The sequence below is a fragment of the Paenarthrobacter sp. CM16 genome (assembly GCF_013179505.1).
Lineage (GTDB): Bacteria > Actinomycetota > Actinomycetes > Actinomycetales > Micrococcaceae > Arthrobacter.
Genome location: NZ_JABMCX010000130.1, coordinates 1 through 13,440, shown reverse-complemented (window position 1 = coordinate 13,440; position 13,440 = coordinate 1). Strand labels below are relative to the sequence as shown.

Below are 13,440 nucleotides of genomic sequence, written 5' to 3'. Positions count from 1 at the left end.
CTGGCAACCAACGTTGCCGAGACGTCGTTGACCGTCCCGGGTATCAAATACGTGATCGACACCGGCACCGCACGTATTTCGCGCTATTCCCACCGGACCAAGGTCCAACGGCTGCCGATCGAACGGGTTTCCCAAGCCTCCGCCAACCAACGTTCGGGCCGTTGCGGGCGCGTGTCCGAGGGCATCGCCATCCGCTTGTACTCCGAGGAGGACTTCGAGTCACGTCCGCAGTTCACGGACCCGGAAATCCTGCGGACCAACCTCGCCGCGGTCATCCTCCAGATGACCGCCATGGGTGTTGCCCGCAGTCCCAAGGACGTGGAGAACTTCCCCTTTGTGGAGCCACCGGACTCCAGGGCCATCAACGACGGTGTCACCCTCCTGCGCGAACTCGGCGCGTTGAGTCCGCCCACGTCGGGGGACGGAGCACGAGGCGGTCGCAGCGGCAGCGGCCTCACCGCCGTCGGGCAGAAACTTGCCCAACTGCCGGTGGACCCCCGGCTTGGCCGCATGATTGTTGAAGCAGGCAAACGCGGCTGCGTCCGCGAAGTCATGATCCTGGCGGCTGCCCTCACCATCCAGGACCCCCGTGAACGGCCAACCGACAAGCAACAGCTTGCCTCGGAAAAGCACGCGCGTTTCCGCGACGAGATCTCGGATTTCACCGGCTTCCTCAACTTGTGGAACTACATCCAGGAGAAGCAGCGCGAGCTGTCCTCCACCCAGTTCCGGAAGCTGTGCCGCAACGAGTTCATCAATTATCTGCGGGTGCGGGAGTGGCAGGACCTGTTCACGCAGCTCAGGCAATTGGCGAAGCCCTTGGGCATCGCGCTGGACAACAAACGCGAAGCCGATCCCGTGGGCAACTACGAGGGTATCCACATCAGCCTGCTCTCGGGGCTGCTGAGCCATATAGGGCTCCTGGATGAGCGCAAGCGTGAATACGCCGGCGCGCGTGGCAGCCGTTTCGCCATCTTCCCGGGCTCGGCGTTGTTCAAGAAGTCACCGGCTTTCGTCATGGCAGCCGAACTGGTGGAAACCAGCAGGTTGTGGGCCAGGGTGGCCGCCAAGTTCGATCCCCTGTGGGCAGAGCAGGTAGCTCCTGACCTGGTCAAGCGGTCCTACAGCGAACCCCATTGGTCCTCGCGGCAAGGTGCCGTCATGGCCCATGAGAAGGTCACCCTCTATGGCGTCCCGATCATTCCGAACCGCCGGGTCAACTACGGGCGGGTGGATCCTGAGCTCTCGCGCGAACTGTTCATCCGCCATGCCCTGGTGGAAGGCGAATGGAAGACCCACCACAAGTTCTTCCACCGCAACCGCGCCTTGCTCCAGGAAATCGAAGAACTCGAAACACGCATGCGGCGCCGCGACATCCTGGTGGACGATCAGACGCTGTTCGAGTTCTACGACGCACGCGTGGGCAGGGACGTCGTGTCCGAGAGGCACTTTGACAAGTGGTGGAAGGACGCCCGCCAGGCTGATCCCACGCTCTTGGACTTCGACCAGTCCCTGCTGATCAGCGAAGACGCCGAGGCCCTTGACGACTCCGCCTATCCGAAAACCTGGCTGCACAAGGGCTTCGAACTCCCCTTGAGCTACGAATTCCATCCTGTGGCGCCGGGTTCGGCCCCCAACCCCTCGGACGGCGTCACTGCCGAAGTTCCCGTGCTCTTCCTCAACCAGCTGGACGACGCCCCGTTCCGTTGGCAAATCCCGGGCCAGCGGGTGGAACTGGTTACGGCGTTGATCAAGTCGCTGCCCAAACAGGTGCGGAAGAACTTTGTCCCTGCCCCTGATGTAGCCCGTCAGGCAACTGCGGCCCTTGAAGCGGACTTTGACCCGGCCACCGATGAGTTGGAACCCTCGTTGGAGTTGGTGCTCCGAAGGCTCCGCGGGCATGTTATTCCCCCCGGTTCCTGGAACTGGGATGCTGTGCCCTCGCATCTGCGGGTGAGTTTCAAAGTAGTTGACAGCAAGGGCATAGTCCTGGATGAAGGCAAGAACCTGGCCGAACTCCAGGAAAAGCTTGCCCCTGCCACCCGGCGTGCCATCGCCGAATCACTCGGTGCCACCCCTGCCACCACAGCACCTGCCAAGACCGGTAAGGCCGCCGGAGCGGCGGGCATATCAACCGATCCGGCCTCCGGCGTCTCTGCGGTGTCCGGCGGCGGGGCTGATGCTGCAGTGGCCGAACGCAGCGGTATCACCGATTGGGACTTCGGGACTGTGGAGCGGCAGGTGACACGCACCGTCAAGGGCCACGCCGTCACCGGCTTCCCGGCGGTGGTTGATGAAGGAAAGTCAGTTGCCCTCCGGGTATTCCAAACCAAGGCTGAACAAGAAGCTGCCATGCGCGGCGGCGTCATCAGGCTGCTGGCACTGCGGATTCCACCTCCTGACCGTTATGTGCTCGAACACCTCAGCAATATGGAGAAGCTGACCTTCAGCCAGAACCCGCATGGATCAGTCAGCGCCCTGATTGCGGACTGCGCGCTGGCTGCCATCGACAAGCTGACACCGCAGGAGCTGCCGTGGGACAGGAAGTCTTTCGATGCCTTGTATGAAGTAGTCCGCGCGGAACTGATCGATACCGTCTTTACGGTGACTGCCGTCGTCGAACGCGTTTTGGCCAGTACGCGGCGCATCCAGAAGGCGCTGAAGTCCAACGCCAGCCTGCCGCTCATCAGCGCCCTGAACGACATGAAATCACAGTTGGAGCAGCTGGTGTTCCCCGGCTTTGTGGCACAGACGGGCTATGCCCAGCTCAGCCAGTTGCCGCGGTACTTGCAGGCGATCGAGAAGCGGTTGGAGAAGCTTCCGGGCAATGTGCAGCGGGATGCCTTGAATATGGCGATCGTGCAGGGGCTGGAGGATGATTACGACGATGCCGTATCCGCACTTCTCCCGGGGCGGCGTGCCGGCACTGAGTTAACCCGGCTGCGCTGGATGATCGAAGAGCTGCGGGTAAGCCTCTTCGCCGTAGAACTGGGAACCGCTTACTCGGTCTCGGAAAAGCGTATCCGAACGGTCCTGAACCAGGCCTTGGCTCCTGCCTAGGAGCAACAAAAGACCCGGCGGTGCTGATTCAGCACCGCCGGGTTAAATGTTCGGTGAAGGCTTCAGTCCTGCGGAACAACGTCTCCATGCCCGGCCGAGCGCAAGGCGGCACGAAGCTTCACGGCAGTAGCGTCCATCACGGCCGGATCCGGATTGTGGTCCACGTTGTGGATTTCAAAGTCCGCCGTTGAGTACGCCGGCCACACATGGACATGCAGGTGGTCCACTTCAAAGCCTTCCATCAGGACGCCCACTCGCTTGGCATCGAACAGCTCTTCCTGGACCTTGCCGATGCTCTGGGCAACATCCATGACCTTGGCCAGCAGTTGCGGGCTCGCGTGCGTCCATGAATCCACCTCTTCACGAGGCACCACCAGCGCATGTCCCTGGGTGATGGGAGCGATGGTCAGGAACGCCACCACGTCCTCGTCCTTCCAGAGAAACCGCCCCGGAATCTCCCCGTTGATGATCTTGGTGAACAGTGTGCTCATGCGTCTGCCCTTTCGGATGGTTCCTGAAGTGTCGAAGTGTCCAGCACAAAACGGTACTTCACGTCGCCGGCCACCATGCGGTCATAAGCCTCGTTAAGCTGTTCGGCACCCACAATTTCGATGTCGCTGGCAACTCCATGTTCAGCACAGAAGTCCAGCATTTCCTGTGTTTCCTCAATGCCCCCGATCAAAGAGCCCGCGTAGGCAAGCCTGCGGCGGATGAGCAATCCCGGGCTGACCGGGGGCATGTCATCGGCGGGGAGACCCAGCTGGAAAAGGGCCCCGTCCAGGCGAAGCGTGCGGAAATAGGGGTTGAGGTCATGCGGTGCCGCGACAGTGTCAATGATGACGTCAATGCTCCGGTTGGCGGCTTCCATGGCGTCGGCGTCCTTGGACAGGACCACGTGATCGGCCCCCAACTCCCTGGCAGCATCAAACTTGGACTCAGAGGTAGTGAAAACCGTGACCTCGGCACCCATGGCCTTGGCAATCTTGACTGCCATATGCCCCAAGCCGCCCAAGCCCACCACGCCCACGGAATCACCTTCTTCAACATCGAAATACCGCAGCGGCGAATAGGTGGTGATCCCGGCGCACAGCAAAGGCGCCGCCGCTGCGGGGTCGAGTTTTTCCGGGACCCGCAGCACGAAGCGCCGGTCCACCACAATCGACGTCGAGTAACCGCCCTGGGTGATGGTGTCACCTTGCCGCGGGTCCGGGGCCCCGTAGGTGCCTATGTTGCCCCGTTCGCAGTACTGCTCCAAGCCCTCCAAACAGCTCTCGCATTCACGGCAGGAGTCCACCATGCATCCGACTCCCACGTGGTCGCCGGGGGCGAACTCTCGGACGTTGGAGCCCACGCGGGTCACGCGGCCGACGATTTCATGGCCTGGAACCAGCGGGTAGGGAGGAACGCGCCATTCTCCCCGCGTCGCATGGACGTCGGAATGGCACAGTCCGCAAAACTCTATGGCGATCCCTACGTCATCCGCAGTGGGTTCCCGCCGGGCAAGGGTCAGGGGCACCAAGCCGCTGTCCGGGGACGTGGCACCGTACGCAGCGGCGAGGGTGGCACTTCCGGCCGTACCGGTATCCAAGGTGATCGGTTTGGCCAGGGGCGGGGGTACAGGGCGTCCGGGAGTCATGATCCGACGCTACTCCCGGTGACGGTGCTTGTGCCACTTGGTCCGCCGCCGTCACCACCAGCGGGCTCCTCCAACGGCTCAGCGCCCACAGCCACAGGGTTATCAGGGTTGTTGGACCACTGCGAGAAGGATCCGGGGTACAAGGCCGCTGTGAATCCTGCAATGTGCAGGGCAGCAATTTCATGGCTCGCCGTCACACCGGATCCGCAATAGACAGCCACAGTCGAGGCCTCGTCCAAGCCCAATGCTTCAAAGCGGCGACGAAGTTCTTCGGCGGGCAGGAACGTTCCATCGGCAGAAACGTTCTGAGTGGTGGGCGCGCTGACAGCACCGGGAATGTGACCCGCCCTGGGGTCGATCGGCTCCACCTCACCCCTGAATCGCTCCCCCGCCCTGGCATCGAGCAGTATGCGCTGGTGGTGCCACCGCGCGGCTTCGGCCTCGTTGATGGCCGGCATGCCACCCTCTCCGAGGAAAACATTTCCCACGACGGGCCTCACCTCGCCCGTCTCTACGGGGTAACCGGCCGCGGCCCAAGCGGCCAGGCCGCCGTCGAGCAGGTACACGGAGTCCACGCCGGCATTCCGCAGCATCCACCAAACACGGGCGGCTGCCATGCTCCCGCTGTTGTCGTAGGCAACTACGGTGTCGCCGTCGTTGATCCCCCATTGCCGCGCAGCAGCCTGGAACCGTTCCCGCGATGGCAAAGGGTGCCGGCCGAGCCCGGCCTGTGCGTGGTCGGCAAGCTCGGTGGGAAGGTCCACGAACACGGCGCCGGGAAGGTGCGCGGCCAGGTACTCACTATGTCCATCGGTCCGGCCGAGGACCCAGCGGACATCCAGGAGCACAGTGCGCTCCCCGGAATCGAGGCGATTGCGCAGTTCAGGGACACTTATCAGCGTGGCCATCTTCTCTCCTTCGTTCCTGCGGCAGGGGCTCCTTTGCTGCCGATGCCCGGTTTCCAGCCTAGGCTTATCCGGTGAGCAATTCGTGCATTCAGGACAGGGCATGGGCCAGTGAGGCCATCCGTAAAATCGAGGCTGAGAACAACCGTTCGGCTGACACGCACCTTTATGCGGTGCCACTGCCCGAACATTGGGGCGTCCAGTTGTACTTGAAAGACGAATCAACGCACCGCTCCGGGAGCCTCAAGCACCGGCTGGCGCGGTCCTTGTTCCTCTACGGCCTGGTCAACGGCTGGATCACCGAGGGAACCACCATCGTTGAGGCCTCGAGCGGCAGCACGGCCGTCTCCGAAGCCTATTTCGCCAGGCTCATCGGTTTGCCCTTCATCGCGGTGATGACAAAAACCACCAGCCCCGAAAAGATCGCCCTGATTGAGGAGTTCGGGGGCGCGTGCCTGCTGGTGGACCATGCCTCAGAGGTCTACGCGGTGGCCGAAGAGACCGCAAAAACTTCCGGCGGTTACTACATGGACCAGTTCACTCACGCCGAACGCGCCACCGATTGGCGGGGCAACAACAACATCGCAGAATCCATCTTCGATCAGCTCTCCCTTGAGGAACACCCCATCCCGGAGTGGATCGTGGTGGGGGCGGGCACCGGTGGAACCAGTGCAACCATCGGACGCTACCTGCGATACAACCGCTACTCCACCCGACTCGCAGTGGTAGACCCTGAAAACTCGGCCTTCTACCCCGCATGGCGTGATGGCGATGCCGCTGCAGCCACTGGCTTGCCGTCACGGATCGAGGGCATTGGCCGGCCGCGATCCGAGCCGAGCTTTGTGCCGGCGGTCATCGACCACATGATCCAGGTACCGGATGCTGCCTCCGTGGCGGCGATGCGCCACCTCCGGAAACTCACCGGGCTGCACGCGGGGCCCTCCACGGGCACCAACCTGTGGGGCGTCTGGCAGCTGGTGGCCGGGATGGTGGCTGAGGGGCGCCAGGGCAGCATCGTGTCGCTGATGTGCGACGGCGGCGACCGCTACGCGGGCAGCTACTACGACGCCGGGTGGCTGGCTGCGAAGGGCCTGGACCCCGCGCCGCACGAGGCAGTCCTGGAACAGTTCCAGCGCTCAGGGGTGTGGACGGGCTAAACCTCCACCGAATCGCGTGGAGCAAGGCGCTCATAGCGGGTCCCATAGCGGGCCCCGATGCGGGTCACGTGGCCTTCAACAATGCCACGCCCCGATTCGTTAAGCAGGGCATCGTGGACCGGGAACGCCCGGGGTGCCCGGACCGAAATGACGAAGTCAATAACCTCCCCCACCTTGGACCATGGAGCATGGATGGGCACCAGGAGCGTTTTGACATCGATCCCGTCCGGGACCACAAAGGAGTCCCCGGGGTGAAACACATTCTCATCCACGAGGTAGCCGATGTTGGCCACAACCGGGATCTGCGCATGGATCACCGCGTGCTGGCCGCCGAACGTACGCACGCTGAATCCCGCGGCTTCGAAGTCGACGCCCGGTTCAGCTGTGTGGACTCGGGCGGCGACCTCGTTATCCTCCCTGAGCGTCCCGGCTACCCCTTCGGGGGCGTGGACCTCCAGCCCGGGGTTGTTCCGAAGCGCGGAGAGCAGTGCGGGCCGGTCGATGTGGTCATTGTGCTCGTGAGTAATGAGGACAGCCTGGGCATCGGCCAAAGCCTCCCCGGATTCAGAGAAGGTCCCGGGATCGATCACCAGGACATTTCCGTCTTTCTCCAAACGGACACAGGCGTGGGTGTATTTGGTGAGCAACATGACCAAAGCCTAGGACCATCGGCTGACAGTTTCCAAGCCTGCCCTGCTGGTAAAATTGGGGTTTGCCAGCATCCCCAGGGAAGTGAGTCCTTCAATGCCACACGGCACCAATTCCGCCACGACCGGCCCTTCGGCGCCGGCCACCAGCGGCGTTAAGGAGCAGCGCGTCACCAAGCAGCGCTTGGCCGTCAGCGCAGCACTGGACGAACTCGATGACTTCGTCAGCACCCAGGAACTGTACCGCCTGCTGCAGAACAAGGGCATTTCAGTGTCCCTTGCCACCGCATACCGCATCCTTCAATCGTTGGCCGACGACGGCCTCATTGACGTCCTCCGCAACGGTGAAGGCGAAGCGGTCTACCGGAGGTGCAACGTCACGGGTCACCACCATCACCTGCTGTGCCGCAACTGCGGCAAGGCCGTTGAAGTGGAGGCGCCCGCCGTCGAGACCTGGGCGGCACGAACTGCCGCCGAACACGGCTTCACTGAAGTGGCCCACACGGTGGAAATCTTCGGGCTGTGCCCGGAGTGCACAGCCAAGAAGGCAACCGGAAGTCTCTAGAGCGCCCCTGCGGGTTGGTCCCGGGATACCCTGCCGTTGAGGCCTTTGTTCGCCCTGACCCGCCCAATCACTCGGCAGAGAACGTAGATCAGGAATGACAACGTGGTGACGTACGGGCTGATGGGGATCCTGCTGCCGAGCGCCAGCAGGATGCCGCCCACGGTAGCCGTCATCGCGAAGACCACGCTCAGCAACACCACCAACCGCGGCGAGGTAGTGACCCGCAGAGCTGCTGCAGCAGGGGTAATCAAGAGCGCAAGTACCAGCAGTGCGCCAACAATTTGGATGGACAGCGCCACGCTGACACCGAGCAGAACCATGAACCCTATGGCCAGCCCACGGACCGGAACTCCCCTGGCCTCCGCCATTTCGGGGTCCACACTGGCAAAGCTCAGGGGTCGCCAGATTGCCGCCAAAGCAATCATTACCAACACTGCGGTTCCGGCAAGGACCTGCAGCTGCACCGAGTCAACTGAAACAATCTGTCCGGTCAGCAAGCCGAACTTGTTGGCTGCCCGGCCCTCGTAGAGGGCCAGGAAAAGGATGCCAAGGCCCAGTCCGAACGGCATGATCACACCGATGATGGAGTTCTTGTCGCGCGCCCGGACGCCCATGAAGCCCAACAGTACAGCGGCGGCCACAGAGCCGATCAGGGAGCCAAAGATGATGTCTGCTCCCACCAGCAAGGCAAACGCAGCACCGGCAAACGACAGCTCGGAAATGCCGTGGACGGCAAATGCAAGGTCCCGCTTCATCACGAATGTGCCCACCAGGCCGCCCAGCAGTCCCAGCACGGCTCCTGCCCAGATGGAGTTCTGGACGAGTACCAGTAGCTCGCCGTAGTTCTCGAAGTTGAAAATGGTCTGCAGAATGCTCTCGAGGTCCATCTAGAATTCCTCTCCGGCGGCTGCGTGGGCATCGTCATGGAAGTGCGTGGTTGCATCCGGAAGACCGACGACGACGATCCTTCCGTTGGTGTGGATGACCTCCACATGGCTGTCGTAAAGCTCGGAAAGGACTTCGGTGGTCATGACTTCCCGGGGCGTCCCTACCCGGAACTGGCCGCCGGCAAGGTATAGGACACGGTCAACATAATCGATCACAGGATTGATCTCGTGGGTCACAAAAACCACGGCGCTGTTCCGCTCATGGCATTGCTTGTTGATCAGCGAGCTGACTCCCTGCTGGTGATGCAGGTCCAGGGACAGGAGCGGCTCATCGCACAGGAGCACCTGGGGTTCGGTGGCCAGTGCTTGGGCCACCCTGAGCCGTTGCTGCTCACCGCCGGACAGTTGGCCAACAGGGACCTTTGCGTAATCGGAGGCCCCCACCTGCTCCATCAACTCCTCGATCCTCTGGTTCACCTTTCCGCCGGAGAACCGCATGCCCCATCGATGCCCGTCAATGCCGAGGCCCACCAGATCCCGCGCCCGCAAGGGCGTGTCCGGTGCAAACGACTTCTGTTGCGGGATGTAACCGATCCGCTTGCTGCCCCGTTCCACGGGATGCCCGCCCAGGGAAACAGTCCCTGAATGCAGTTCCTGCAGGCCAAGAAGAACTTTCAGGAAGCTGGTCTTACCACTGCCGTTGGGGCCCAGGACAGCGAAAAACTCGCCGGGGTTGATGTCGAGGTCGAGATCCCGCCAGAGCGTCCTTTTGCCGAACTGAAGGCTCGCTCCGCGGAGGCTCACTACCGGTGTCAAAAGTTGTCCTCAATCCATGCGCTGCTGGGAACGCATTCAGTTGTGCCGCTGGTATTGGCGGCCGTGCTGGTGGCAGGCAAAAGGCCCCGCAGCCATCCTGAATATCTTAGGACGTTGGCAGGGCCCTTCACCGCATACCTGGTTCCAGGAAACGCTACTTCTTTAGTGCGGACGAGACTGATTCCACGTTGTCAGACATCCACTGAAGGTAATCCTTGCCATCAGGCAGTGTCTCAGTGAAGTTCACCACCGGCACGCCGGCAGCCTCCGCGGCCCTCTTGACGGATTCTGTTTGAGGCCCTTCGGTTTGCTCGTTATAGGCGAGGAAACGAACTGATTTGGCGCTCACGAGGTCCGTGGTTTCCTTCAGCACAGCGGCCGGAACATCAGTTTCTTCTTCAATGGCAGCGCTGTAAGCCTCAGGGGTCTTGTTTTCCAGGCCGGCAGCTTCCAGGAGATACAAAGGCACGGGCTCCGTCACAGCCACCGGGGCGTGATCGTTGGCGGCCTTGAGGGCGTCGAGCTTGCCAGTGAGGTCGGCGAGTTTGGCTTTGAAGGCCTCGGCGTTGGCCGTGAACGTGCCGGCTGATCCTGCGTCCAATCCGCCCAGCTTGGTGGCAACCGCATCGGCAAGCTTGCCCATGGCGTCCAGGCTGTACCAGACATGCTCATTGAATTCACCGTGCTCGTGGGCGTGCTCATCCTCGCCGGCTGTTGCCTGGCTCTCCTCCCCGTGGCCCTCTTCCTCCGGGGCGAGCCCGGAGATTTCCACGGCGCTGATCATGTTCTCGTGACCGACCTTGGTCTCATCAGCAATTTTGTGGAGGAAATCGTCGTAGCCTCCGCCATTTTCCACTACGAGCTTTGCCTTGGAAATGGTCAGCTTGTCCTGGGCACTCGCCTCATAGGAATGCGGGTCCTGGCTGGTCTTTGTGATGATGGCATTGACGTTGACTTTGTCCCCGCCAATGGCCTTCACGACGTCACCATAGACGTTGGTGGAGGTGACTACCTCTATGGCACCCGATGACGACGCCGGGCTCTCCGCGCCGGCGGTACCGGCACAAGAAGAAAGCAGCAGGGCAGCAAGACCTGCGGAGGCGGCGATGGACAGGCGGGCGGCGGATCGACGCACGGGAACCTCGGATCTAGTCAAAATGAGAATCAAACACAATTACTCATCCCAGTGTATCCCTTGATGGGAATGATTCCTATTTAGGAAGGGCGGCACACATCGGAGGAGATGCGTGCCGGCCCCTTCCTCGCGTTACTTCGCTTGCTGGTCTCCATAGCGGCGAATACCTGTGGCCTGCGTGGCGTCGCGGATCTCCCCCACCAACTGCTCAATGACGTCCTCCAGGAACAGGACACCCTGGGTCTCTCCGCCGGCGCCGATCACGCGGGCCAGATGCGAGCCGGTACGCTGCATCACTGACATGGCCTGCTCAATCTCATCATCAGGGGCAAGGTTGGCAAAGGAACGGATGCGGCCTTCGGCGATGGGATGCTTACGGCCCTCATCCGGGATGGAGAGGATGTCCTTCACATGCAGGTAACCGGCGAGTTCGCCGTCGTCGTCCACCATCGGGAAACGGGAGAATCCCGTGCGGCTGACCGCTTTCTCCAGGTCCACCGGAGTGGACGCGGTTTTCAGCACTACCAGCTTGTCCAAGGGAACCATGATGTGCGATGCCGTATGCTCCGAGAACTCCAAGGCGCCGCTCAACAAGCCCGCCTCATCATCCACCAAGCCGTGTCGCGTGGATTCCTGCACGATCGATTGCACCTCCTCCAGCGTGAACGAGGAAGACACTTCATCCTTGGGCTCAATCTTCATTAGCCGCAGGATGTGGTTGGCCAGCCAGTTCAGCGTCCAGATGATCGGATTGACCAACCGCGCAATAAACATCAACGGTGGCGCCAGCAGGAGCGCAGCCTTATCCGCTACGGAAACCGAAATGTTCTTGGGAACCATCTCACCAAAGGTGACATGCAGGAACGTGACGAACAGCAAGGCAATCGCAAACGCAATAATGTCCGCCAGTTCCACGGGAACACCCACCAGCTCAAGGGGTTCCGCGAGTAAATGGTGGATGGCCGGTTCGGCCACCTGCAGTATCAGGAGCGAGCAAACCGTGATGCCCAGTTGAGCACAGGCAAGCATGAGCGAAACATTCTCCATGGCCCGCAGTGTGGTCTGCGCGCGCTTGGATCCAGCTTCGGCCAAGGGCTCTATCTGACTGCGGCGTGCCGACATGACGGCGAACTCGGCTCCAACGAAGAAGGCGTTACCTATCAGGAGAACGACGAGCCAGACAATACCTACCCAGTCGCTCATACCGCACCCGCTTCATGACGCGGATTCGCGTCCTCGGGAGAGGTTTCGCCGAGCTCCACATGATGGAAACATATCCGGTCGATCCTTCGACCATCCATCCGTGTCACCGTGAGCGTTCCGCCTGGCGTCTCCACGACGTCTCCTGTCCTGGCAATCCGCCCAAGCTGGCTCATGACGTAACCGCCCACCGTTTCATAGGCGGATTCATCAGGAACGGTGAGGTTGGGTATCTGCTCGGATACTTCATCCGGCCTCAGGAGTCCAGGGAAGTACCAGTCGCCGGACGCGCTCTGCAGCACTCCCGGGCGGACTTTGTCGTGCTCGTCAGCTACCTCGCCGACGATCTCTTCCACCAGGTCCTCCAGGGTGGCGATGCCCGCCGTTCCCCCGTACTCATCCAGCACGACCGCCAGCTGAAGGTTGCCCTCACGCAATTCAGAAAGAAGTGCATCAAGGTGGATGGTCTCAGGCACCTGCAGGACGTCGGTCATGATGGCCCCGGCCTCCAGTTTGGCCCGCCGCTCAGCCGGGACGGCCACGGCCTTCTTGACGTGGACCACGCCCCGGATATCGTCCGTGGAATCACCAATCACAGGGAATCGCGAATATCCGGTGCGCCGGGCGGCGTCGAGGATGTCCGATACCGGTTGGTCCGCATCGATGGTTTCCATGCGGATACGCGGTGTCATGACATCAGCCGCCGTACGCCCTGAGAAGTTCAACGTGCGGGCAACGAAGTTGGCGGTTCCGGCATCCAAGGTACCCAGCTCGGCGGAGCGCCTCACCAGGGAAGCAAGCTCTGCGGGGGTTCTCGCCCCGGAGATCTCTTCCTTGGCTTCAAGACCGAAAAGATTCAATACCTTGTTCGAGAACCCGTTCAGCACCACGATCGCCGGCTTGAAGACGGCCGTAAACATCAGCTGCGGGCGGGCCAGCCGCTTGCCCAGGGGGAAGGCCAGGGCAATGGCCATGTTCTTGGGTACCAGTTCACCGATCAGCATCGACAACAGGGTGGCAACGGCCATCGCCAGTATCAACGCCACCGAATGTGCGGCCTCGGAGCTCAGGCCCAGAGACGCAAGCGGACCCCCAAGAAGCTGCCCCAGTGAGGGCTCCATGACGAAGCCCGTCAGCAGCGTGGTCAGCGTTATGCCGAGTTGGCAACTTGAAAGCTGTGTGGAAAGCGACTTGAGGCATTTCAGCAGTGGCGCGGCAGCGTGGTCACCGTTATCAACGGCGCGCTGAACACTCGCTTGGTCCAAGGCAACCAGGGAAAACTCAACTGCTACAAAGAAGCCGGTGCCCAGAATCAGGGCAAATCCGGCGAGAAGAAGAATCCATTCCACTTAGCGCATCACTCCATGAGTGGTGGCGTGCAGAAGGGCGGGGGCCTTCAGCGGGGGAATTCGCCCCGGCGGAGGCTGGTCGG

The 13,440-nt window shown here is 61.7% G+C and carries 12 protein-coding genes; 3 read left to right on the top strand and 9 right to left on the bottom strand.

Going from position 1 to position 13,440, the window contains the following annotated elements; translation table 11 throughout:
- Positions 1–3,060 (top strand): ATP-dependent RNA helicase HrpA (hrpA, locus tag HP499_RS12855; protein WP_172324443.1); only part of this gene is annotated, 3,060 nt, incomplete at its 5' end.
- 62 nt (positions 3,061–3,122) lie between these two features.
- Here the strand turns inward: hrpA and HP499_RS12850 are convergent.
- From HP499_RS12850 to HP499_RS12840, 3 genes are read right to left on the bottom strand one after another with little or no spacing between them, the layout of a single operon-like run.
- Positions 3,123–3,551: an HIT family protein gene (locus tag HP499_RS12850; RefSeq protein WP_172324442.1), complete on the bottom strand. Its 429-nt coding sequence runs from the start codon at positions 3,549–3,551 to the stop codon at positions 3,123–3,125.
- Complete coding sequence (locus tag HP499_RS12845) at positions 3,548–4,696, bottom strand: NAD(P)-dependent alcohol dehydrogenase (RefSeq protein WP_253951560.1); 1,149 nt, start codon at positions 4,694–4,696, stop codon at positions 3,548–3,550. The genes HP499_RS12850 and HP499_RS12845 overlap by 4 nt, the downstream gene beginning before the upstream one ends.
- Positions 4,693–5,604 (bottom strand): sulfurtransferase, encoded by a 912-nt coding sequence (locus HP499_RS12840; RefSeq protein WP_172324441.1) that lies wholly within the window; start codon positions 5,602–5,604, stop codon positions 4,693–4,695. Before HP499_RS12840 ends, HP499_RS12845 begins: the two co-directional genes overlap by 4 nt.
- 71 nt (positions 5,605–5,675) lie before the next feature.
- Between HP499_RS12840 and HP499_RS12835 the strand changes: the two genes are divergently transcribed.
- Positions 5,676–6,758, top strand: a complete 1,083-nt coding sequence (locus tag HP499_RS12835; RefSeq protein WP_172324440.1) for a PLP-dependent cysteine synthase family protein — start codon at positions 5,676–5,678, stop codon at positions 6,756–6,758.
- Here the strand turns inward: HP499_RS12835 and HP499_RS12830 are convergent.
- Positions 6,755–7,408, bottom strand: a complete 654-nt coding sequence (locus HP499_RS12830) for an MBL fold metallo-hydrolase (protein ID WP_172324439.1) — start codon at positions 7,406–7,408, stop codon at positions 6,755–6,757. The genes HP499_RS12835 and HP499_RS12830 overlap by 4 nt on opposite strands.
- 94 nt (positions 7,409–7,502) lie before the next feature.
- On the opposite strand from HP499_RS12830, the gene HP499_RS12825 reads away from it, so the two are divergent.
- On the top strand, positions 7,503–7,970 hold the full coding sequence (locus HP499_RS12825; RefSeq protein ID WP_172324438.1) for a Fur family transcriptional regulator: 468 nt from the start codon (positions 7,503–7,505) through the stop codon (positions 7,968–7,970).
- Here the strand turns inward: HP499_RS12825 and HP499_RS12820 are convergent.
- From HP499_RS12820 to HP499_RS12800, 5 genes are all read right to left on the bottom strand, one after another.
- The gene (locus tag HP499_RS12820) at positions 7,967–8,857 is read right to left on the bottom strand and encodes a metal ABC transporter permease (protein WP_172324437.1); all 891 of its coding nucleotides are present in this window, start codon (positions 8,855–8,857) and stop codon (positions 7,967–7,969) included. The genes HP499_RS12825 and HP499_RS12820 overlap by 4 nt on opposite strands.
- A complete protein-coding gene (locus HP499_RS12815; protein WP_309138385.1) occupies positions 8,858–9,661 on the bottom strand; it encodes an ABC transporter ATP-binding protein in 804 nt (267 codons plus the stop codon).
- Positions 9,662–9,827: 166 nt separating this feature from the next.
- On the bottom strand, positions 9,828–10,841 hold the full coding sequence (locus tag HP499_RS12810; protein WP_172324435.1) for a metal ABC transporter solute-binding protein, Zn/Mn family: 1,014 nt from the start codon (positions 10,839–10,841) through the stop codon (positions 9,828–9,830).
- A 99-nt stretch (positions 10,842–10,940) separates the two neighbouring features.
- A complete protein-coding gene (locus tag HP499_RS12805; protein ID WP_172324434.1) occupies positions 10,941–12,011 on the bottom strand; it encodes a hemolysin family protein in 1,071 nt (356 codons plus the stop codon).
- Complete coding sequence (locus HP499_RS12800; protein ID WP_172324433.1) at positions 12,008–13,357, bottom strand: hemolysin family protein; 1,350 nt, start codon at positions 13,355–13,357, stop codon at positions 12,008–12,010. The genes HP499_RS12805 and HP499_RS12800 overlap by 4 nt, the downstream gene beginning before the upstream one ends.
- Positions 13,358–13,440: the final 83 nt, after the last annotated feature.

Coding starts and splice junctions, on each gene's coding strand:
- HP499_RS12850 (WP_172324442.1), bottom strand. CDS start 3,551: ATGAGCACACTGTTCACCAAGATCATCAACGGGGAGATTCCGGGGCGG.
- HP499_RS12845 (WP_253951560.1), bottom strand. CDS start 4,696: ATGACTCCCGGACGCCCTGTACCCCCGCCCCTGGCCAAACCGATCACC.
- HP499_RS12840 (WP_172324441.1), bottom strand. CDS start 5,604: ATGGCCACGCTGATAAGTGTCCCTGAACTGCGCAATCGCCTCGATTCC.
- HP499_RS12830 (WP_172324439.1), bottom strand. CDS start 7,408: ATGTTGCTCACCAAATACACCCACGCCTGTGTCCGTTTGGAGAAAGAC.
- HP499_RS12825 (WP_172324438.1), top strand. CDS start 7,503: ATGCCACACGGCACCAATTCCGCCACGACCGGCCCTTCGGCGCCGGCC.
- HP499_RS12820 (WP_172324437.1), bottom strand. CDS start 8,857: ATGGACCTCGAGAGCATTCTGCAGACCATTTTCAACTTCGAGAACTAC.
- HP499_RS12805 (WP_172324434.1), bottom strand. CDS start 12,011: ATGAGCGACTGGGTAGGTATTGTCTGGCTCGTCGTTCTCCTGATAGGT.